Below are 21,413 nucleotides of genomic sequence, written 5' to 3' on the forward strand. Positions count from 1 at the left end.
CCGTTCCTCTGCTTCTCGATACCGCTGCGGTGCGGGCAACCGGAATGAGGCCGTTGAAGACCTCCGGCGCGTACCGCCCCCTATTCAGGACTGACACCTCAGCGGTGTCACGGTGCCCGGTCCACGCGGTCGGGCGTGTCGCGCCCTCGGCCACAGACCGGTCCCACTGATGAAACCTGTGGGATTGTCTTGCTGTCGATCCCCTCGTGACGGGGCGGCCGAGTTCCGAACGGAACCGGCCGCCCCGACGAGCAACCCGTCAATGGTCGCACACGAGGGTGCGCAGACCAAATCGGGGGTGGAGTTGTTGGAGCAAGGTCACTTGAGGATCTTGGTGACCGAGCCCGCGCCGACCGTCCGGCCACCCTCGCGGATGGCGAACCGCAGACCCTCGTCCATGGCGATCGGCTGGATCAGCTTCACGGACATGGAGGTGGTGTCGCCCGGCATGACCATCTCGGTGCCCTCGGGGAGGGTCACGACGCCGGTCACGTCGGTGGTGCGGAAGTAGAACTGCGGGCGGTAGTTGTTGAAGAACGGCGTGTGCCGGCCACCCTCGTCCTTCGACAGGATGTAGACCTGCGCCTCGAACTCGGTGTGCGGGGTGGTGGTGCCCGGCTTCACGATGACCATGCCGCGCTCCACCTCCTCGCGCTTGATGCCGCGCAGCAGCAGGGCGGCGTTGTCGCCCGCGCGACCCTCGTCGAGGAACTTCTTGAACATCTCGATCGAGGTGACCGTGGTCTTCTTCGAGGTCTCCTTGATGCCGACGATCTCGACCTCTTCGTTGACCTTGATGATGCCGCGCTCGATGCGACCGGTCACGACGGTGCCGCGGCCGGTGATCGTGAAGACGTCCTCGACCGGCATCAGGAACGGCCGGTCGACCTCACGCTCGGGCTCCGGGATGTTCTCGTCCACGGCGTCCATCAGACCGATGAGCTTCTCGCCCCACTCGGCGTCGCCCTCCAGCGCCTTCAGCGCGGAGACGCGCACGACCGGCAGGTCGTCGCCCGGGAACTCGTACTCGGAGAGCAGCTCGCGGACCTCGAGCTCGACGAGCTCCAGGATCTCCTCGTCGTCCACCATGTCGGCCTTGTTGAGGGCCACCACGATGTAGGGCACACCGACCTGGCGGGCCAGGAGGACGTGCTCCTTCGTCTGCGGCATCGGGCCGTCGGTCGCCGCGACCACCAGGATGGCGCCGTCCATCTGCGCCGCACCGGTGATCATGTTCTTGATGTAGTCGGCGTGACCCGGGCAGTCGACGTGCGCGTAGTGGCGCTTGTCGGTCTGGTACTCGATGTGCGCGATCGAGATCGTGATGCCGCGCTGCTTCTCCTCCGGCGCCTTGTCGATCTGGTCGAACGGCGTGAAGGGGTTCAGGTCCGGGTACTTGTCGTGCAGGACCTTGGAGATCGCCGCGGTCAGCGTCGTCTTACCGTGGTCGATATGACCGATGGTGCCGATGTTGACGTGCGGCTTCGTCCGCTCGAACTTCGCCTTCGCCACTGGATTGTCCTCCTGGACTTCTATTGCTTTGCCCGGCGGGTGGGTTGCGTTGCCACCCACCGGGCGTCACGTCAGGGTTCTGCGGACCCCAGGGACGAGAGACCCCGGAGAGCCCGCGTGGTGCTGCGGTGCTCCGGTTGGGGTTACTCGCCCGTCGCCTTCGCGATGATCTCCTTCGCGACGTTCGTGGGAACCTCGGCGTAGGAGTCAAAGGTCATCGAGTAGTTCGCACGACCCTGGGTCTTGGACCGCAGGTCGCCGACGTACCCGAACATCTCCGACAGCGGGACCAGTGCCTTGACGACACGGGTGCCGCTGCGCTCCTCCATGGCCTGGATCTGGCCACGGCGGGAGTTCAGGTCGCCGATGACGTCGCCCATGTACTCCTCGGGCGTGGTCACTTCGACCGCCATCATCGGCTCTAGGAGGGCCGGGTCGGCCTTCCGGGCGGCTTCCTTGAGCGCCATCGAACCGGCGATCTTGAACGCCATCTCGGACGAGTCGACTTCGTGGTAGGCGCCGTCGACCAGCGTGACCTTGATGCCGACCAGCGGGTAGCCCGCCAGCACGCCGTACTGCATCGCGTCCTGGGCGCCGGCGTCCACCGACGGGATGTACTCCCGCGGGATGCGGCCACCGGTCACCGCGTTCACGAACTCGTAGAGCGCGCCCGCCTCGTTCTTCTCCAGCGGCTCGATGTTGACCAGGACCTTGGCGAACTGGCCCGAGCCACCGGTCTGCTTCTTGTGCGTGTACGAGTACTTCTCCACCTTGCGGCGGATCGTCTCGCGGTACGCCACCTGCGGCTTGCCGATGTTCGCCTCGACCTTGAACTCGCGGCGCATGCGGTCCACCAGGATGTCCAGGTGGAGCTCGCCCATGCCGGCGATGATCGTCTGCCCGGTCTCGTCGTCCTGCTTGACGCGGAAGGTCGGGTCCTCCTCCGCCAGCTTCTGGATCGCCGTGCTGAGCTTCTCCTGGTCGGCCTTCGTCTTGGGCTCGATCGCCACCTCGATGACCGGCTCGGGGAAGGTCATGGACTCCAGCACGATGGGCGCCTGGGCGTCGCTCAGGGTCTCACCGGTGGTGGTGTCCTTCAGGCCGATCACGGCGTAGATGTGGCCCGCGATGGCCTCGTCGACCGGGTTCTCCTTGTTGGCGTGCATCTGGAAGATCTTCCCGATGCGCTCCTTGCGGTCCTTGGTCGAGTTGATGACCTGGGTGCCGGCGGAGACCTTGCCCGAGTAGACCCGGATGTAGGTCAGCTTGCCGAAGAACGGGTGGGCGGCGATCTTGAACGCGAGCGCCGAGAACGGCTCGTCCGTCGACGGCTTGCGGAAGGCCGGCGTCTCGCCGTCCTGCAGCGTGCCCTCGACCGGCGGGAGGTCCAGCGGAGCCGGCAGGTAGTCGATCACGGCGTCGAGCATGGGCTGCACGCCCTTGTTCTTGAACGCCGAGCCGCACAGCACCGGGTACGCCGAGGCGTCGGTGACGATCTTGCGGATGCCCGTCTTGATCTGCTCGACGGTCAGTTCCTCGCCACCGAGGTAGAGCTCCATCAGGGCGTCGTCGGTCTCGGCGACGGCCTCGACGAGCTTCTCGCGGTACTCGTTCGCCTTGTCCACGAGGTCGGCCGGGATCTCCTCGACCGCGTAGTCCTCGCCCTTCTGGACCTCGCCGCGCCAGGTCAGCGCGCGCATCTCGACCAGGTCGATGACGCCGATGAAGTCGCTCTCCGCGCCGATCGGGAGCTGGATCGGGAGCGGCTTCGCGCCCAGGCGCTCGGAGATGGTGCGCACGGTGAAGTAGAAGTCGGCGCCCAGCTTGTCCATCTTGTTGACGAAGCAGATGCGGGGGACGTCGTACTTGGTCGCCTGGCGCCACACCTGCTCGGACTGGGGCTCGACGCCTTCCTTGCCGTCGAACACCGCCACCGCGCCGTCGAGCACGCGGAGGTTGCGCTCCACCTCGACGGTGAAGTCGACGTGGCCGGGCGTGTCGATGAGGTTGATCTGGTGGTTCTTCCAGAAACAGGTCGTCGCGGCGGACGTGATCGTGATGCCGCGCTCCTGCTCCTGCTCCATCCAGTCCATCGTGGCGGCGCCGTCGTGGACCTCGCCGATCTTGTAGTTGATCCCCGTGTAGAAGAGGATCCGCTCGGTCGTCGTGGTCTTGCCCGCGTCGATGTGGGCCATGATCCCGATGTTGCGGACCTTGGCCAGGTCGGTGAGCACGTCCTGTGCCACGGCTGTCTTCCCCTGTCTTGAGCTCGCAGGCTCACTAGGGCTGGGAGAGCCCGGCCGGTCCTCGGGGAACCGGCCGGGCGTCACGTCACCAGCGGTAGTGGGCGAAGGCCTTGTTCGACTCGGCCATCTTGTGGGTGTCCTCGCGGCGCTTGACGCTCGCGCCCAGGCCGTTGCTCGCGTCGAGCAGCTCGTTCATCAGGCGCTCGATCATGGTCTTCTCCCGGCGCTGCCGGGAGAAGGTGATCAGCCAGCGCAGCGCCAGCGTCGTCGCGCGACCGGGCTTGACCTCGATCGGCACCTGGTAGGTGGCGCCACCGACGCGGCGGCTCTTCACCTCTAGGGCGGGCTTGACGTTGTCCAGCGCGCGCTTGAGCGTGACGACCGGGTCGGTGCCCGTCTTGTCGCGGGCACCTTCGAGGGCGCCGTACACGATCCGCTCGGCCACCGAGCGCTTGCCGTCGACCAGCACCTTGTTGATGAGCTGGGTCACCAGCGGAGAGCTGTAGACCGGGTCGGAGATCAGCGGCCGCTTCGGGGCCGGTCCCTTGCGGGGCATCAGCTCTTCTCCTTCTTCGCGCCGTAGCGGCTGCGAGCCTGCTTGCGGTTCTTCACGCCCTGCGTGTCGAGGGAACCGCGGATGATCTTGTAGCGGACACCGGGCAGGTCCTTCACACGACCGCCGCGCACGAGCACCATCGAGTGCTCCTGGAGGTTGTGGCCCTCACCGGGGATGTAGGCCGTGACCTCGATGCCGCTCGTCAGCTTCACGCGGGCGACCTTGCGGAGCGCCGAGTTCGGCTTCTTGGGCGTGGTCGTGTAGACGCGGGTGCACACACCGCGCCGCTGCGGGCTGCCCTTGAGCGCCGCGGTCTTCTGCTTGGCGACCTTGTCCGTCCGGCCCTTTCGGACCAGTTGCTGGATCGTTGGCATACGCCGGCTGCTTCTTCCGTTCGAGTGCCCGTCGTCTTGGGGACGTCGACCACTGTTTACCTGGTCCCTCTCTGCACCCGAGGTCGGGCGTGTCGCTCCCCTTCGGCGAACCGAGGAGATCCACACGGGCTGGCCCCAGGTCCGCAGGCGACATCCCAGGATGCCCCTACGTGTGGAGGTCACCGCGGCCGGCTATCCAGCACCACTGGCGCGTAGGCACGCGGAGCGGCCCGACATGGGTCGGGCACGAGTACCAAAGATACCCCGCCCGGTTCCCACCGGTCAAAACGGGCCCCTCACAGCTTACGACCAGGTAGACGGGGCCGCACGCCCATTCCGGCCCGGCCCCGGCGGACCGCCTTGACCAGCCCCGACCGGATGCGCCCCCGCACGGCCGCGCCGGCGCCCGCGATCGTGATTCCGGTCTCATCCCCGCGGATTCGGCGCCGGCGGTGCTCCGGGGGTCCGGCGTGGCCCGCGCCACCCCACCCGGACCGGGCCCCTGTCCGGGTGAACCACACTGGTGGGGTGAATTCCGATCTCGTCGCGGGGATGGCCGCGTTGGTGGCCGCCGACGCGCTGCCCGAGGTGCTCGCCGTGCGCGGGGACGTCGTGGTCGTGCGGGTGGGCGACGTGGTGCTCAAGGCGCACGAGGCCGGCACGGACCTGGCGGTGCTGTCCGCGCGGCTGAGGCTGGCCGGCGATCCACGGTTGGGTGAACTGCTGCTGCCGCCGCGCTCGGCGCCGGCGATCGTCGCCGGCCGGGTGGTCACCACGTGGCCGATCGGGACGCCGGTACCACAGGGCGAGCCCGAGACGCTGCCGATGGAGCAGGCCGGCCGGCAGCTCGCGGCGCTGCACGCGTTCCGCCGGGCCGACTTCGCGCCGCCGGTGCCGCCGGCCGGGTCGCGGGCACGGATGGAGCGGGCCGTGCGGGAACTGCCGGACGGTCCCGCCGCGCCGCTGGTGCGGCGGGCGTTCGCCACGCTGGAGCCGCCGACCGGTGGCGACACCCTGATCCACGGCGACTGGCACCTCGGCCAGCTCGTGTGGCGGGACGGGTGGCGGCTGATCGACGTGGACGACCTCGGCGTGGGCGACCCGGCGTGGGACCTGGCGCGGCCGGCGGCGCTGTTCGCGGCGGGCGTGCTCGACCCGGGCTCCTGGAGCCGGCTGCTGGACGCCTACCTGGACGCGGGCGGCACGGCCGTGCGGCGGGACGACCCGTGGGCGCGGCTGGAGATGCCGGCGCGGGCGCTGGTCGTGCAGATGGCGGCGCGTGCCCTCACGGCCGCGCAGCGCGACGACAAACCGCTGACCGAAGCGCAGGACGCGTTGATCGACGCGTGTGGCCGCATCGTGTCCGAGCATGAACCCATTCGGCGCGGCTAATATCGCGCACATCGCACCGAGAGCAGGAGGCTCACACGATGCAGTGTCCCAAGTGTCATGCGAACATGCGCACCTTCGACCGCATGGGCGTACACATCGAGCAGTGCGACGGCTGCCGCGGGGTCTTCCTCGACTACGGCGAGCTGGAGGCCATCACCCGCCTGGAGACCCAGATGGCCCCTCCGCCCCCGCCGCCGGCCGCGCCGGCGCCCGCCCAGGTCCACTACGTGCAGCCGGTCCAGCAGCCGGGCTGGGGTGCACAGCCGCACTACGGCGGCCACGGCGGTTACGGCCACCGCAAGCGCAACGGTCTGTCGGGTCTGTTCTTCTCGTCCTGACCCCGGTCCCGGCCGGTCCCGGCGCACCCCGGGCCCGGTTCCGCCGCCTCCGTTGCGACTCCCGAAAAACTGGGTGATACTCGGTAGTGACTCAGGGAGGTCGCCATGTCCGTCGCAACGGAGGCCGCGCAGATCCGGGATCTCTTCGACCAGATCGAGGAGATCGAGGAGGTCGCCTCCAGTCTGTCCGCGGACGACGAGCGGCGGCACAAGCTCGACGGGGTGGTGGCCCGTGCCCTGCGCACGGCGCCACCGGTCCGGCCGGTGGTGGCCGGCGAGCTGCTCGACCTGACCGAGAAGACGGTCAAGGCCTGGGCCCGCGAGGGCGTGCTGGCCATCCACAGCCGGGAGCCCCGGCTGCTCCTGGACGCCGTGCGGCTGCACGAGGTGCTGCACGTGGTGTCGGAGCTGCGCCGGGCCGGCCGCACCCGCGGCCTGTTGGACGAGGTGCACCGCAGGATCTCCGACCAGGCGCTGCTCGACCGCGAGGACCTGGCGACGAGCCTGTCGCAGTTGCGCCGTGGTGAAGGACGGGTAGTCCGCTCAGCTTGATCAACGTCGTGGAGACGCCGGTGGCCGGCGCTCAAGCCGCCCTGCTCCGCGGCCCCGCCCGCCTGGCGTACGAACGCTTCCTGGACGAACTGTCGCACCGCGGCTGCGCGGCCCTCGGCTACCGCGTGACCGGTCCGGAGCCGCTCCCCCGCCTGTGCGTGAAGCACCTCCGCGGCGCCGACCGCGTGGTCGTGGCGTTCCCGAACCCCGATGAGGCCTGGGTGCTGCTGGTCGGCACCCACGAGGACGACCCCGGCCGCAACCTGTACGACGCCCTGTACGAGCTGGCCGGTGTCCGCCCGCGCCTCAACGAGCGCCGCACCAAGCCCCCGTGCTGCAGCGACGGCACGCCGCCGACCGCCGACGAGGACCTGGTGGACGACCTCGTGGCCCGCGCCCGCGCGCTGGCGAAATCCCGCCGCCGCCCCTGACGGGGATTTTCCGCCGCACCGCCCGCGCGTCGCGCCGTTTCAGCGGGCGGACCACCCGCGGTTGTCGGAATACTCGGCTGAACGGAGCAAGCCGATCAGGGAGCACGGATGCGCGACTTCGAGGAACTCGTCCGGGAGTTCGAGCGATTCCGGGCGGGCCTGCGGACAGCCGGCGCTCCGGGCACGCGGTTCGACGGCATGGCCGCCGAGATCGCCGCGCTGGAGGCCACCGCGGAGTCCCCCGACCGGGCGATCACCGTCACGGCGGGGCCGGGCGGCTCGGTGAAGGCCATCCGGTTCACCGAGCGGGCGCTGGCACAGGGCGCGGAGGCGCTGGGCGTGACCGCGGCGGGCGTGCTGCACCAGGCGGTCGCGGCGGCGGCCCGCCGGCAGGCCGAGATCGTCGAGCGCTACGTGGGCGAGGACCTGCCGGGGCTGGAGCAGGTGCTGCGCACCCCGGTCGACGGGCCGGGCGCCGCAGCGCCGCGCACCGGGGCCGACGTGCCGGACACGACGGTGCCGGACACGACGGTGCCGCGCACCGATGCCGGCCCCGGGACGCCGGCCACCGAAGACCGCGGCGTGCGGGACGACCGGTCGTGAGCGGGTTCCGGGCGGACGAGAGCGGTTCCGACGACCTGGAACCGTGATGCGGGTCGTGCTGTGGGCCGTGGCCGGGCTGCTGGTCTGGCCGGCCGCCGTGCTGGTCGCCGGCGGTCGGCAGGACTGGCCCTGGCAGGTGTCCGTGCCGCTCGCGTGCGCGCCGGCGCTCGGCTGGGCCGTCGCGTGGCTGGTCCGGCGGGGTGCGCACGCGACGCGTGGAGGGTCGTTCTGGGGTTACGGGCTGCCGCGGGTGGCCAAGCGGCGGGGTTGGGAGTACCGCGCGTCACCGAAGGGGCTCCGGGTGGCCGGTGAGCACCGGGGCGTGCGGTTCGTGCTGGTGGACGTCGAGGAACCGGTGGCCGAAGCCGCCCGGTCGGACACGCCGCCTAGCGCCCGGCCGGAGAGCGTGCTCACGCTGCACGGGGTGGGCGGGTTGCCCGCCGCCCGGTTCGTCATCGCGGGCAGGTGCGCGCGGATCGAGGCCGACGAGGGCGTCGCGCGGGCGTTGCGGGACGAGGGGTTCGACCACTGGCTGGCGGGCCGTGGCCCCGCCGCGACCCTGACCACCGGCGACGACCGGATCAGCGCCCCGTTCACCGACCAGACCACGCAGGGCTTCTTCGCGCTGCTGGACTTCCTGGTCGACGTGGCCGAGCACTTCCCCGACCGGTTGCGTCGCGGCTAGCCACGCCGGCAGTCACCTCGTCCTCGGCACCCAGCAGTCACCTCGTCCTCGACCCCACCTTCGGAACACGGGCCGGCCGTGCGCGGGTGTGGCGAGGGGGTCGGGGCCCCTCGCCACACCCGTGGACCGCGCGATCAGCCCGTGACGGCCAGGTGGCCGTCGACGGGAGTCGGACGCGGAGCCTTGCCCGGCGCGGCCGGGGCCGGGCTGGTGGTGGCCGGCTCGGCCGGCGTGGAGGACGTGGTCGGGGCCGGCGGGGCGGTGGTCTCCGGCTCGTCCGCCTTGGCGCACGTGGCGGAGGCGATGTCGATCTTCTGCACCCCCGCGACCTCGATGGACACCGCGACGACGGTAAGCGAGCCGTCCGCGGCGACGGTCTGCTTGTTGAGCACCACGGACAGCAGGCCGGGAACCTGCACCTCGGTGTTCGCGCCAGGCTGCACCTCCAGCCCGACCGTGCCGATCTTCGCGCCCGCCAAGGTGGCCTCGCCGACACCGTCCACGCAGGAGGCGCTGATCGTCTCGGCGGTCAGCGAGCCGAAGTCACCGGGCAGCTTGAGGAAACCGAGCTGCGCCTTGAGGTCCTTCACACTGGCCCGAGCCCGGCCCGCGTCCACTTCGGAGTTCAGCACCCCGACGGAGACGATGGGCGCCTTGGCGTCCGGCAGTCGCACCGAGGCCACGGACGTCTGCCGGAAGCCCTTCGAGCCGTCCAACGCGGCCAGCGGCTCGATGGCGAGCAGACCGGACGCCGACAGCGCGAAGGCGGAACTGGTCGTGGCGGCGAACGCCGAAGGCGCGGCGAACACGCACAGCGCGGCCGTCAGCACAGCCACGTTTCTCTTGGACAGCAACGTTTTGCCTTTCCGGGGATGCTTGGTCACTTGACGATCACCACAGTCCCCAGCGGAAGGGTGAGGAGGAGGTCGAGGGCGTCGTCGGGCACGCGGATGCACCCGTCGCTGCCCGCGACGCCGAACGGACTGGCGTCCGGCCAGCCGTGCAACGCGACGGTGCCGGGCCCGCCGCCGAAGGTCTCGTGGCTGTCCGAGTGCGCGCCGAGCGGCAGGACGTACGGGCTGAACGTGGCCACGGTCTCCCTGATGGAGGCCATGATGTAGGTCCGCCCGACCGGCGTCGGGTGCTCGGGCTTGCCGGTGCCGATGGTCCAAGAACCGAGCGACTCGCCCCGCTCGGTCACGTCCATCCGGAACGCGGCCAGGTCGACCGTGACCAGGAAGTCGTTCTCGGCCCTCTCGAAGTCGTCCGAGCCGGTGAACACCCACCCACTGGACCGGTTGGGCCGAGCCGGGAGCAACACCCTCGACCAACCGTCACGACGGTCGACCTCGGGCACCCACGTCGGCGAACCGAGCTGCGTGGCAGGCAGCCTGGCCACTGTCTTCCCGCCTACGGCGTCGTAGACCGGCACGTCCTTCCTGGCCCGCAACACCTGCCCTGCGGTCGGCGACGAGTCCTCGTCCCGAGGCAGGTTTTCGATCTTGGCGAAGGTAGTGGCCTCGGGCAACGAAGCGAACGACTGCACGTCGACGGCGACGGGCCGAGGCTGTGGTTCGGGGCCGGCGCACGACGTGACGGCAAACACCGACACGACGGCGACCAGCAGCACACGAAACATCGTGGTTCCTGATCGAGTCGAGGGTCCGATTGGCGGCGGAGGTACCTCGATTGCGGCCGGATCGCGGCCTCGGACGCAAGATCACGCCCAAGCCGGACGTTATCTACTACCCAGTAGGGGAGGCAAGAGGCCTACCGGGGCATCACCCGAATGCCGCAACGACCTTTACGCTGCGCTAGCGCCGAAGCCGCTCGGTTGCGGGTGTCAAGGGCGGATCTGGACAGGCCGAGGACTGCGCTCGCGCCTCCGACCGCACCGATCTTCGCAGTGACGCGCTCCGCGCTCTCGCCCCCGGCGCGCTCCGCGCTTCTACCCCCCGGCGCGCACCGCACTCTCCCCTTGGCGCGCACCGCACTCTCCCCTTGGCGCGCTCCGCGCTTTTCGCAGTGGCGCGCGCAGCGCGCACACCGGTCGGTGGGCTGCGTGTCATCCCCGTATGGCCTGCCCGCAGGGAACCGCGCTTTTCCTGGGAATGCAAGCACGCTTTTCGCTTGCATTCCCAGGAAAAGCGCGGTTGTCTTTTGACCAGGTCATGCGGGGATGGCACGACGCCCGAGTCTTGCTTTTGTGATCATCCTTGGCGGCCTGCCTGTCCGGCGAGGACTCTTTAGCTTTTCGTCTAAGAGCGAAAAGCGACGCTCGCCGCTTGGCAGGCCTCCGGGGAGGAAATGCCAAGGCGTCGTGTTCTCCCCGTATGGCCTGGTCAAAGACCACCACACTTGTCAAGGAGGCGCAAGCGAAAAGCGTGCTTGCACCTCCTTGACAAGCGCGGTTGCCCTGCGGGCAGGCCATACGGGGAGAACACGAGGCCCCTTCTTTGTGCTCGCGCAAGCCTCGGGTTGCGGTGCTCGCTCAGGCTGGTGGCTGGGTGTTTGCACAGGCCGCCTGTCGTGGCCCGGCAAAGGGAACGGCCCCCGGAGCGGGAGGCTTCGGGGACCGTTCTGGCTTGCTGTGCGGTTATTCGGACTTCGTCAGCGGTAATCGCGGCCGAAGTCGTAGTCGTCCAGCGGGACCGCTGCGCCCGTTCCGGTGCCGAAGACGTCCGGCGTGTAGTAGCCGTCGTCGTAGGACGGGATGGCGTAGGCCGCGGCCCGTGCTTCCTCCGTCGGCTGCACCTGGATGTTCCGGTACCGGTTGATGCCGGTGCCGGCCGGGATCAGCTTGCCGATGATGACGTTTTCCTTCAGACCGATGAGCTTGTCCGAACGGCCGTTGATGGCCGCGTCGGTCAGGACCCTCGTCGTCTCCTGGAACGACGCCGCCGAGAGCCACGAGTCCGTCGCGAGCGACGCCTTCGTGATGCCCATCAGGACCGGGCGGCCGGCTGCCGGCTCGCCGCCCTCGGCGACCACGGCGCGGTTGCCGGACTCGAATTCCGCGCGCTCGACCAGCGAGCCCGGCAGGAATTCCGTCGCGCCGGAGTCGATGATCGTGACTCGACGCAGCATCTGGCGGACGATGACCTCGATGTGCTTGTCGTGGATCGCCACGCCCTGGGCCCGGTAGACCTTCTGGACCTCCTGCACCAGGTGCAACTGGGCCTCGCGCGGGCCCATGACGCGGAGCACCTCGTGCGGGTCGGGCGTGCCCTCCAGCAACTGCTGGCCGACGGCCACGTGGTCGCCGTCCTGCAGTGGGCCGGTGGCCGTGTTGGCCAGGCGCTGGCGCTTCGACAGCTTCTCGAAGATGATCTCCTCGGACCCGTCGTCCGGGATGAGGGTGATCTTCCAGAAGCGGTCGCCGTCCTCGATGCGCACGCGGCCGTCGACGTCCGCGATGGGCGCCTTGCCCTTCGGCACGCGGGCCTCGAACAGCTCCTGCACGCGGGGCAGACCCGTCGTGATGTCGTCGCCGGCCACACCACCCTGGTGGAAGGTGCGCATGGTGAGCTGCGTGCCGGGCTCACCGATCGACTGGGCGGCCACGATGCCGACCGCCTCGCCGACGTCGACCAGCTTGCCGGTCGCCATCGAGCGGCCGTAGCAGGACGCGCACACGCCGACCGCCGACTCGCAGGTCAGCACCGAGCGGACCTTCACCCTGGTGACGCCCGCCTCGACGAGGGTCGCCAGGGCCGGGTCGCCGAGGTCGTCGCCGCGGTTGAGCACGAGGTTGCCGTTGGCGTCGGTGATGTCGTCGGCCAGCGTCCGCGCGTACACGGAGGTCTGCGCGAACTCGGCCAGGCCGACCTTGTCGCCCAGCTTCTCGCCCACGGTCATGTTCACGCCGCGGGTGGTGCCGCAGTCGACCTCGCGGATGATGACGTCCTGCGACACGTCCACCAGACGACGGGTCAGGTAGCCCGAGTCGGCGGTGCGCAGCGCGGTGTCGGCCAGGCCCTTGCGGGCGCCGTGCGTGGCGATGAAGTACTCCAGCACCGACAAGCCCTCGCGGAACGAGTTCTTGATCGGGCGCGGGATGTACTCGCCCTTCGGGTTCGTCACCAGACCGCGCATACCGGCCAGCGAGCGGACCTGGGTCATGTTGCCCGCCGCCCCGGACTTCACGATCATGCGGATCGAGTTGTCCTCGGGGAAGTTGGCCTCCATCACCTCGGCGACCTCTTCCGTCGCCTTGGTCCACACCTTGACCAGCTCGTTGTTGCGCTCGATGTAGGAGAGCTGACCGCGCTGGTAGCGCTTCTCCACCGCGTCGGCGAGCTTCTCGTACTCGTCCAGGATGCCCTGCTTGGCCTCCGGCACGAGCACGTCGGAGATCGCGACCGTGACACCCGACCGGGTGGCCCAGTAGAAGCCGGCGTCCTTCAGCTTGTCCAGCGTCCGGGCGACGGTGACCATCGGGTACCGCTCGGCGAGGTCGTTGATGACCGTGGCCTGCCGCTTCTTGGGCATGACCTCGTTCAGGAACGGGTAGTCCTGCGGCAGGACCTCGTTGAACAGCACGCGGCCGAGGGTGGTCTTGGCCAGCCACGGCTGACCGGGCTCCCAGCCCTCCGGCTCCTGGCCCTTCGGCGGGTTCTTGTCGTTGATCCGGATCTTGACCATCGCCTGGAGGCCCAGGACCTTGCGGTCGAACGCCATCAGCGCCTCGGCGGGCGACGAGTACGCCAGGCCCTCGCCGATGTCGCCTTCCTTGTGCCTGGTCAGGTGGTACAGGCCGGTCACCATGTCCAGTCGCGGCATGGCCAGCGGCTTGCCCGACGCGGGCGAGAGGATGTTGTTCGACGACAGCATCAGCACGCGCGCCTCGGCCTGCGCCTCGGCGGACAGCGGCAGGTGGACCGCCATCTGGTCACCGTCGAAGTCGGCGTTGAACGCTTCACAGACCAGCGGGTGGAGCTGGATGGCCTTGCCCTCGACGAGCTGCGGCTCGAAGGCCTGGATGCCGAGGCGGTGCAGCGTGGGCGCGCGGTTGAGCAGCACCGGGTGCTCGGTGATGACCTCTTCCAGCACGTCCCACACGGCCGGGCGGGCGCGCTCGACCATCCGCTTGGCGGACTTGATGTTCTGCGCGTGGTTGAGGTCCACCAGCCGCTTCATCACGAACGGCTTGAACAGCTCCAGCGCCATCTGCTTGGGCAGGCCGCACTGGTGCAGCTTGAGCTGCGGGCCGACCACGATGACCGAACGGCCGGAGTAGTCGACGCGCTTGCCGAGCAGGTTCTGGCGGAACCGGCCCTGCTTGCCCTTCAGCAGGTCGGACAGCGACTTCAGCGGCCGGTTGCCCGGACCCGTCACCGGACGACCGCGGCGGCCGTTGTCGAACAGCGCGTCGACGGCCTCCTGGAGCATCCGCTTCTCGTTGTTGACGATGATCTCGGGCGCGCCGAGGTCGATCAGCCGCTTGAGGCGGTTGTTCCGGTTGATCACCCGGCGGTACAGGTCGTTCAGGTCGGACGTGGCGAAGCGGCCACCGTCGAGCTGCACCATCGGGCGCAGGTCCGGCGGGATGACCGGGACGCAGTCCAGCACCATGCCCTGCGGGTTGTTGCGGGTCGCCTGGAAGGCGGCCACGACCTTCAGCCGCTTGAGGGCGCGCAGCTTCTTCTGGCCCTTGCCGCTGCGGATCGTCTCGCGCAGCACGTCGGCCTCGGCGTCCACGTCGTAGTCACCCAGCAGCTTCTGGATGGCCTCGGCGCCCATGGCGCCGGTGAAGTAGTCGCCGTAGCGGTCGTACAGCTCGCGGTAGAGCAGCTCGTCCGCGATGAGCTGCGCGCGCTCCAGCTTGGTGAACGTGGACCAGATCTCGTCGAGCCGGTCCAGCTCGCGCTGGGCCCGGTCGCGGAGCTGGCGCATCTCGCGCTCGCCGCCCTCCTTGACCTTGCGGCGGACGTCGGACTTGGCGCCCTCCGCCTCCAGCTCGGCCAGGTCGGCTTCCAGCTTCTGGGCACGCGCCTCCACGTCGGCGTCGCGCTTGTTCTCCACCCGCTTGCGCTCGACCTGCATCTCGTTCTCGAGCGTCGGCAGGTCGTTGTGGCGCAGCTCGGTGTTCACGCCCACGATCACGTAGGCGGCGAAGTAGATGATCTTCTCAAGGTCCTTGGGGGCCAGGTCGAGCAGGTAGCCCAACCGGCTGGGGACGCCCTTGAAGTACCAGATGTGGGTGACCGGGGCGGCCAGTTCGATGTGGCCCATCCGCTCGCGGCGCACCTTGGCGCGGGTCACCTCGACGCCGCAGCGCTCGCAGATGATGCCCTTGAAGCGCACCCGCTTGTACTTGCCGCAGTAGCACTCCCAGTCCCGGGTGGGACCGAAGATCTTCTCGCAGAACAAGCCGTCCTTCTCGGGCTTGAGCGTGCGGTAGTTGATGGTCTCGGGCTTCTTGACCTCGCCGAAGGACCACTGGCGGATGTCGTCCGCGGTCGCGAGACCGATGCGGAGCTCATCGAAGAAGTTGACGTCGAGCACGTCTACTCTCTTCCCCTTTTTTGGATCGGTTGCCCCAGCGGGGCTGGCACAGGAGCTGGTGGCTGGTCACCGCGCGGGACGCGGGAGGCATCCCGCGCGGTGACCGGCGAGGGTCAGTTGACGACGTCGTCCACGGACGGCGACTCGGTCCTCGACAGGTTGATGCCGAGGTTCGCGGCCGCGCGCTCCAGGTCTTCGTCGTCGCCGTCGCGCATCTCGATCGCGGCGCCGTCCGAAGACAGCACCTCGACGTTGAGGCACAGCGACTGGAGCTCCTTGAGCAGCACCTTGAAGGACTCCGGGATACCGGGCTCCGGGATGTTCTCGCCCTTGACGATGGCCTCGTACACCTTCACGCGGCCGAGCACGTCGTCGGACTTGATGGTGAGCAGTTCCTGGAGCGTGTAGGCGGCGCCGTAGGCCTGCATGGCCCAGCACTCCATCTCACCGAAGCGCTGGCCGCCGAACTGCGCCTTGCCGCCCAGCGGCTGCTGGGTGATCATCGAGTACGGGCCGGTGGACCGGGCGTGGATCTTGTCGTCCACCAGGTGCAGCAGCTTCAGGATGTACATGTAGCCGACCGACACCGGGAACGGGTACGGCTCGCCGCTGCGCCCGTCGAAGAGCTGCGCCTTGCCGTTCTCCTTGACCATCCGCTCGCCGTCGCGGTTGGGGACCGTCGAGCCCAGCAGGCCCGTGATCTCGTCCTCGCGCGCGCCGTCGAACACCGGGGTGGCGGTCTTCGTGCCGGGCTCCACCTCGTACAGGTCGCCGGGCAGGTTCTTCGCCCAGTCCGGGTCGCCGTTGATGCTCCAGCCCTGCTTGGCGATCCACCCGAGGTGGGTCTCCAGCACCTGGCCGATGTTCATCCGGCGCGGGACGCCGTGCGTGTTCAGCACGATGTCCACCGGCGTGCCGTCCTCCAGGAACGGCATGTCCTCGACGGGGAGGATCTTGCCGATGACGCCCTTGTTGCCGTGGCGGCCGGCGAGCTTGTCGCCGTCCTGGATCTTGCGCTTCTGCGCCACGTAGACGCGGACCAGCTCGTTCACGCCCGGGGGCAGCTCGTCGTCGTCCTCACGGCTGAACACGCGGATGCCGATGACCTTGCCGTACTCGCCGTGCGGCACCTTCAGCGACGTGTCGCGCACCTCGCGGGCCTTCTCGCCGAAGATCGCGCGCAGCAGGCGCTCCTCCGGGGTCAGCTCCGTCTCGCCCTTCGGCGTGACCTTGCCGACCAGGATGTCGCCCGGCTGGACCTCGGCGCCGATGCGGATGATGCCCCGCTCGTCCAGGTCGGCCAGGACCTCCTCGGAGACGTTCGGGATGTCCCGGGTGATCTCCTCGGCGCCCAGCTTGGTGTCCCGCGCGTCGATCTCGTGCTCCTCGATGTGGATCGAGGTCAGGACGTCGTCCTGGACGAGGCGCTGCGACAGGATGATCGCGTCCTCGTAGTTGTGGCCCTCCCACGGCATGATCGCGACGAGCAGGTTCTTGCCCAGCGCCATCTCGCCGTGCTCGGTGCACGGCCCGTCCGCGAGGACCTGGCCCTCCCGCACCCGGTCGCCCTCGTTCACGATGGGCTTCTGGTTGATGCAGGTGCCCTGGTTGCTGCGGCGGAACTTGTGCAGCCCGTAGGTCTGCCGGGAGCCGTCGTCGGCCATGACCGTGACGTAGTCGGCGGAGATCTCCTCCACCACGCCCGTCTTCTTGGCCACCACGACGTCACCGGCGTCGACCGCGGCGCGCAGCTCCATGCCGGTGCCGACCAGCGGCGACTCGCTGCGCAGCAGCGGCACCGCCTGGCGCTGCATGTTCGCGCCCATCAGCGCGCGGTTCGCGTCGTCGTGCTCCAGGAACGGGATCATCGCGGTCGCGGCGGACACCATCTGCCGCGGCGACACGTCCATGTAGTCGACGTCGAGCGGGTCGATCTGCTCGACCTCGCCGCCCTTCTTGCGGACCAGGACCTTGGCTTCCAGGAAGTTGCCCTCGTCGTCGATCTTGGCGTTGGCCTGCGCCTTGACGTAGCGGTCTTCCTCGTCCGCCGTCAGGTAGTCGATCTGGTCGGTGACCCGGCCGTCGATGACCTTGCGGTACGGCGTCTCGATGAAGCCGAACGGGTTGACCCGGCCGTAGCTCGACAGCGAGCCGATGAGGCCGATGTTCGGGCCTTCCGGCGTCTCGATCGGGCACATGCGGCCGTAGTGCGACGGGTGGACGTCGCGGACCTCCATGCCGGCCCGTTCCCGGGACAGACCGCCGGGGCCCAGGGCCGACAGGCGGCGCTTGTGGGTCAGGCCCGCGAGCGGGTTCGTCTGGTCCATGAACTGCGAGAGCTGCGAGGTGCCGAAGAACTCCTTGATCGCCGCCACCACCGGGCGGATGTTGATCAGGGTCTGCGGCGTGATGGCCTCGACGTCCTGGGTCGTCATGCGCTCGCGCACGACGCGCTCCATGCGGGACAGGCCGACCCGGATCTGGTTCTGGATCAGCTCGCCGACCGTGCGCAGCCGCCGGTTGCCGAAGTGGTCGATGTCGTCCACCTCGACCGGGACCTCGGTCTCGCCCGGCTTCATCGTGGTCTCACCGGCGTGCAGGCGGACCAGGTACTCGATCGTCGTGACGATGTCGTCCTCGGTCAGCACACCCGTGGAGATCGGGAGGTCCAGGCCCAGCTTCTTGTTGACCTTGTAGCGGCCCACCTTGGCCAGGTCGTAGCGCTTGTCCTTGAAGAACAGGTTCTCCAGCAGGGCCTGCGCGGACTCCTTCGTCGGCGGCTCGCCCGGACGCAGCTTGCGGTAGATGTCGAGCAGCGCTTCGTCGGTGCCCGCGGTGTGGTCCTTCTCCAGCGTCGTCAGCAGCGTCTCGGAGAACGAGAACCGCTCGCGGATCTGCTCGGTGCTCCAACCCAGCGCCTTCAGCAGCACCGTCACCGGCTGGCGGCGCTTGCGGTCGATGCGGACGCCGACGGTGTCGCGCTTGTCGACGTCGAACTCCAGCCAGGCACCCCGGGACGGGATGATCTTGACGCTGAAGACGTCCTTGTCGGTCGTCTTGTCGATCGCGGTGTCGTAGTAGACACCCGGCGAGCGGACGAGCTGGGAGACCACGACCCGCTCGGTGCCGTTGATGATGAACGTGCCCTTGTCGGTCATCATCGGGAAGTCACCCATGAACACCGTCTGGCTCTTGATCTCGCCAGTGGTGTGGTTGGTGAACTCCGCCGTGACGAACAACGGGGCGGCGTACGTCATGTCCTTGTCCTTGCACTCCTCGGTCGAGGCCTTGACCTCGTCGAAGCGCGGGTCGGAGAAGGAGAGCGACATCGAGCCGGAGAAGTCCTCGATCGGCGAGATCTCGTTGAGCACCTCTTCGAGACCGCCCGTCGGCGTCTCGTCACCTTCGTCGACGCGGCGCTGGAACCACGCCTCGTCGCCGGTGAGCCATTCGAAGGACTGGATCTGCAGGTCGAGCAGGTTGGGCGTCTGAAGCGGTTCGTGGATCTTCGCGAATGAAACCCGCTTGGGCGCTCCGGGGATCCCCGACGTGGAGTTGGTCGCAGCAGTGGCCTTGGTCGCGCGAGAGATCGCCAAGATGCGTCCTTCCAGGGACAGGTAGCTGGCTAGCAGCGGGCTAGCACGGCTGTCAAGGGTGCGGCGATGCCCGGCAATCCAGCTCTCGGCGAAGGGCAAACGGAAAGAGGGCAGCGCAAAGGGGCAGTCTAGCCACGCGCATGCCAACTGTCGAGAGGCACCTGGAAGGACCTTTCTCGTCGTCACCGACAGAGTGACCCTGCCGACGCCCACAGTCAAGATGCCACGCGGCGATCACCCTCGTGGCGCAAGCGAGGCTTACTCGGCGTTATCGCCGTGACCTGCGGAATTACACGGTTGTGGGCCACCGTGAACTGTTGGCGGGTGTTCGTCGTCCGAAGGGAGAACCCCGCGATTCCGTTCGGTTACCTTCGTAAAAGTGTGGCGGAGATCACTGTACGTGATGGTTGCCGGCGGCCCGTTCAGTCCACAACGGACCCCTTGGGCCGAGGTGAGGGCTTGATCGCGTTGGGGTTGGCAGCCGCATGCCCGTTGCGCGAGCCACCGCACGCCCGAGGCTGGCGCGAGCACCGCGTACCCGAGGCCGGCGCGAGCACCGCAGCTAGAAGCTTGCGCGAGCACAAAGAGGGGCCTCGTGTTCTCCCCGTATGGCCTGCCCGCAGGGCTACCGCGCTTGTCCAGGGAGCGCAAGCACGCTTTTCGCTTGCGCTCCCTGGACAAGGGTGGTGGTCTTTGACAGGTCATACGGGGAGAACACGACGCCTTGCCCTTCCTCCCCGGAGGCCTGCCCAGCGGCGAGCGCCCGCTTTTGATCTTTGGTCTTGAGGCGGTCGCGATCGCGCTTCGACGAAGAGCTACAAGCGTCCTCGCCGGACAGGCAGGCCGCCAAGGATGATCACAAGGGCAGGACTCGGGCGTCGTGCCATCCCCGTATGGCCTGGTCAAAGACCACCACCCTTGGGTGGGGAGCGCAAGCGGAAAGCGTGCTTGCGCTCCCCACCCAAGCGCGGTTGCCCTGCGGGCAGGCCATACGGGGATGACACGCAGCCCACCGACAGGTGTGCGCGGCTGCGCGCGCCACGGCAAGCGCGAAGCGCGCAACGGCAAGAGCGAAGCGCGCAACGGCAAGAGCGCGAAGCGCGCCACGGCTCAGAGCACGGAGCGCGCCAAGGGCGAGAGCGTGAAGCTCGCGTTTCGGCGTTGGGTTAGGGCTGAGGGCGATGGGCTTCGGGTGTGGGTTAGTTGCACTTGGCCAGTTCGGCGGACTGGTCGCCGGTGGGGCCGAACATTTCCATGTTGTCGACCTTCCAGCGGCCGTCTGTCTTCTGGGCGCCTGCCCTCATCATGGCGATGCCGCCGCCGCTTTGGCCGTCCGTCGTCCTCGTTGTGACCTGGTCCAGGAACAGCAGGACGGTTGCCCGGTCGTTGTCGAGGGCGGTGACGCCGCTGGACACCGCCTTCACCGTGACCACCAGCTTCTGTTCCGGGGCCAGCGTCTTCACGGGGCCGAAGATGGCGTTGTACTGGCACTTCGCCTTGCCCATGAGGAGTTCGTTGGCGGCCTTCTCGGTCGAACCCACGTCGGCGAAGTTGTACGAGAAGGCCTTTTCGACGGCCTCTCGCACCTGGCCTGACACCTCGGTCGTCCCGGCGCTGTCCACCAGGGCCTCGTTGTGTTGCGTCTCGCCGTGTGCCCGGCCTTGCAGCCACACGCCCAGGCCCACCAGCACGGCCGCTAGCACGACCAGCGCGATGGGTAGCGAAGTGCTGGTCGTGGCGGTGGGCTCGGTCGGCTTGGGGGCCCTGCGTTCGGTCAGGACGCTCGTGCCGACGGTCTGCCCCGTCCGCTTTCGGCGGCCGGTGGGGCGGGGTTTCGGGGTCGGGGTCGGGCTCGGCTTGTCGGCCACGTCCTCCACGAAGGGGGACGGGGTGAGGTCCTGGGTCGGAGTGTCCTGGACCGGGGTGTCGTGGACGGCGGTGTCCTGGGCCGAAGTGTCTTGGACCGAGGACTCGGTCGGGGTGGGGTCCGGTGTCCGCAGGTCCGGGCGTTTGCGGAGGCCGGCGACCCGGGGGCGGCCGGTCGGCGGGGACGGGACTGGGCGGCGGCGGGTGGGTGGCATGGGTTTGGTCCGATCCTCGGTCACGCGCCGCCGGCCGCTACCGGCCCCAGTGCGCTGAGCTTCCAGCCGGCGTCGGTGCGGGTCAGGTCGGTCTGGTACCGGTTGACCTTCTTCACCGACTGGCCGCTGTCCGGGGTCACCGTCGTCTCGACCACGGCTATCAGGTGGGCCTTGCCCGCCCTCGCGTCCAGGTCGGTGACCGCCGCGTCGAGCACCCGGCTGACGGTGACCGTCTTGGCGTCCTCGATCTGCTTCTTACGACCGTCGCGGCTCGACTCGATCTCCGTGCGCAGGTCGCCGGTGGACGAGTCGAGCCAGCGGTTCAGGTCCTCGTCCACCTTCTTGTAGTCCAGGGTCGTGAAGTTCGCTAGGCCGACCCGGCCCACCCGCAGCACCTCTTCGCGTTCCCGGGAGAACTCCACCGAGTCGTTGGTCGTGGAGTTCAACCAGGACACGCCGGCCCAGATCGCGTAGCCCGCGGCCAGCACGACCAGGACCGCCGTGATCGGCAGGAAATAACGTCGCACGGTGTCCTCCAAC

Annotated in this window: 16 protein-coding genes; 6 read left to right on the forward strand and 10 right to left on the reverse strand. The window is 68.8% G+C overall.

Annotation, left to right across the window (positions count from 1 at the left end; translation table 11 throughout):
* Positions 1-318: 318 nt before the first annotated feature.
* The 4 genes from tuf to rpsL all read right to left on the reverse strand — a co-directional run bounded on the left by tuf (position 319) and on the right by rpsL (position 4,688).
* Positions 319-1,512 carry an elongation factor Tu gene (gene tuf / locus ACQPZF_RS39095; protein WP_433265831.1) on the reverse strand — a complete coding sequence of 398 codons (1,194 nt, stop codon included), beginning with the start codon at positions 1,510-1,512 and terminating at the stop codon, positions 319-321.
* 143 nt (positions 1,513-1,655) lie between these two features.
* A complete protein-coding gene (gene fusA / locus ACQPZF_RS39100; RefSeq protein ID WP_433265833.1) occupies positions 1,656-3,758 on the reverse strand; it encodes an elongation factor G in 2,103 nt (700 codons plus the stop codon).
* Positions 3,759-3,843: 85 nt separating this feature from the next.
* On the reverse strand, positions 3,844-4,314 hold the full coding sequence (gene rpsG / locus ACQPZF_RS39105) for a 30S ribosomal protein S7 (RefSeq protein ID WP_184689371.1): 471 nt from the start codon (positions 4,312-4,314) through the stop codon (positions 3,844-3,846).
* Positions 4,314-4,688 (reverse strand): 30S ribosomal protein S12, encoded by a 375-nt coding sequence (gene rpsL / locus ACQPZF_RS39110; protein WP_090015396.1) that lies wholly within the window; start codon positions 4,686-4,688, stop codon positions 4,314-4,316. Before rpsL ends, rpsG begins: the two co-directional genes overlap by 1 nt.
* A 528-nt stretch (positions 4,689-5,216) precedes the next feature.
* On the opposite strand from rpsL, the gene ACQPZF_RS39115 reads away from it, so the two are divergent.
* The 6 genes from ACQPZF_RS39115 to ACQPZF_RS39140 all read left to right on the forward strand — a co-directional run bounded on the left by ACQPZF_RS39115 (position 5,217) and on the right by ACQPZF_RS39140 (position 8,689).
* Positions 5,217-6,080: a phosphotransferase family protein gene (locus ACQPZF_RS39115; protein WP_433265836.1), complete on the forward strand. Its 864-nt coding sequence runs from the start codon at positions 5,217-5,219 to the stop codon at positions 6,078-6,080.
* 38 nt (positions 6,081-6,118) lie between these two features.
* Entirely contained in the window at positions 6,119-6,418 is a 300-nt protein-coding gene (locus tag ACQPZF_RS39120; RefSeq protein ID WP_433265838.1) for a zf-TFIIB domain-containing protein, read from the forward strand.
* 105 nt (positions 6,419-6,523) lie between these two features.
* Positions 6,524-6,970: a hypothetical protein gene (locus ACQPZF_RS39125; RefSeq protein WP_433265840.1), complete on the forward strand. Its 447-nt coding sequence runs from the start codon at positions 6,524-6,526 to the stop codon at positions 6,968-6,970.
* On the forward strand, positions 6,967-7,401 hold the full coding sequence (locus ACQPZF_RS39130) for a hypothetical protein (RefSeq protein ID WP_433265842.1): 435 nt from the start codon (positions 6,967-6,969) through the stop codon (positions 7,399-7,401). Before ACQPZF_RS39125 ends, ACQPZF_RS39130 begins: the two co-directional genes overlap by 4 nt.
* 108 nt (positions 7,402-7,509) lie before the next feature.
* Positions 7,510-8,004 carry a YbaB/EbfC family nucleoid-associated protein gene (locus ACQPZF_RS39135; RefSeq protein ID WP_433265844.1) on the forward strand — a complete coding sequence of 165 codons (495 nt, stop codon included), beginning with the start codon at positions 7,510-7,512 and terminating at the stop codon, positions 8,002-8,004.
* A gap of 46 nt (positions 8,005-8,050) precedes the next feature.
* Positions 8,051-8,689, forward strand: coding sequence for a hypothetical protein (locus ACQPZF_RS39140; protein ID WP_433265846.1), 639 nt, complete (start codon positions 8,051-8,053; stop codon positions 8,687-8,689).
* A 134-nt stretch (positions 8,690-8,823) separates the two neighbouring features.
* Here ACQPZF_RS39140 and ACQPZF_RS39145 read toward each other — a convergent pair whose 3' ends face one another.
* The 6 genes from ACQPZF_RS39145 to ACQPZF_RS39170 all read right to left on the reverse strand — a co-directional run bounded on the left by ACQPZF_RS39145 (position 8,824) and on the right by ACQPZF_RS39170 (position 21,400).
* Positions 8,824-9,525 carry a choice-of-anchor P family protein gene (locus ACQPZF_RS39145; RefSeq protein ID WP_433265848.1) on the reverse strand — a complete coding sequence of 234 codons (702 nt, stop codon included), beginning with the start codon at positions 9,523-9,525 and terminating at the stop codon, positions 8,824-8,826.
* A gap of 44 nt (positions 9,526-9,569) precedes the next feature.
* Positions 9,570-10,328 (reverse strand): L,D-transpeptidase, encoded by a 759-nt coding sequence (locus ACQPZF_RS39150; protein WP_433265850.1) that lies wholly within the window; start codon positions 10,326-10,328, stop codon positions 9,570-9,572.
* Between the two features lie 971 nt (positions 10,329-11,299).
* Positions 11,300-15,196, reverse strand: coding sequence for a DNA-directed RNA polymerase subunit beta' (locus ACQPZF_RS39155; protein WP_433265852.1), 3,897 nt, complete (start codon positions 15,194-15,196; stop codon positions 11,300-11,302).
* A gap of 113 nt (positions 15,197-15,309) precedes the next feature.
* On the reverse strand, positions 15,310-18,792 hold the full coding sequence (gene rpoB, locus ACQPZF_RS39160) for a DNA-directed RNA polymerase subunit beta (protein ID WP_433265854.1): 3,483 nt from the start codon (positions 18,790-18,792) through the stop codon (positions 15,310-15,312).
* A 1,199-nt stretch (positions 18,793-19,991) separates the two neighbouring features.
* On the reverse strand, positions 19,992-20,873 hold the full coding sequence (locus ACQPZF_RS39165; protein WP_433265856.1) for a hypothetical protein: 882 nt from the start codon (positions 20,871-20,873) through the stop codon (positions 19,992-19,994).
* A 20-nt stretch (positions 20,874-20,893) separates the two neighbouring features.
* On the reverse strand, positions 20,894-21,400 hold the full coding sequence (locus ACQPZF_RS39170; protein ID WP_433265858.1) for a hypothetical protein: 507 nt from the start codon (positions 21,398-21,400) through the stop codon (positions 20,894-20,896).
* Between the last annotated feature and the right edge of the window lie 13 nt (positions 21,401-21,413).

Origin of the sequence: Actinosynnema sp. CS-041913 (assembly GCF_050942485.1) — a bacterium.
Lineage (GTDB): Bacteria > Actinomycetota > Actinomycetes > Mycobacteriales > Pseudonocardiaceae > Actinosynnema.

Bases quoted from the DNA above. Each gene is read 5' to 3' on its own strand.
- rpsG (WP_184689371.1), bottom strand. From the start codon at position 4,314: ATGCCCCGCAAGGGACCGGCCCCGAAGCGGCCGCTGATCTCCGACCCG.
- rpsL (WP_090015396.1), bottom strand. From the start codon at position 4,688: ATGCCAACGATCCAGCAACTGGTCCGAAAGGGCCGGACGGACAAGGTC.
- ACQPZF_RS39120 (WP_433265838.1), top strand. From the start codon at position 6,119: ATGCAGTGTCCCAAGTGTCATGCGAACATGCGCACCTTCGACCGCATG.
- ACQPZF_RS39125 (WP_433265840.1), top strand. From the start codon at position 6,524: ATGTCCGTCGCAACGGAGGCCGCGCAGATCCGGGATCTCTTCGACCAG.
- ACQPZF_RS39135 (WP_433265844.1), top strand. From the start codon at position 7,510: ATGCGCGACTTCGAGGAACTCGTCCGGGAGTTCGAGCGATTCCGGGCG.
- ACQPZF_RS39140 (WP_433265846.1), top strand. From the start codon at position 8,051: ATGCGGGTCGTGCTGTGGGCCGTGGCCGGGCTGCTGGTCTGGCCGGCC.
- ACQPZF_RS39150 (WP_433265850.1), bottom strand. From the start codon at position 10,328: ATGTTTCGTGTGCTGCTGGTCGCCGTCGTGTCGGTGTTTGCCGTCACG.
- ACQPZF_RS39165 (WP_433265856.1), bottom strand. From the start codon at position 20,873: ATGCCACCCACCCGCCGCCGCCCAGTCCCGTCCCCGCCGACCGGCCGC.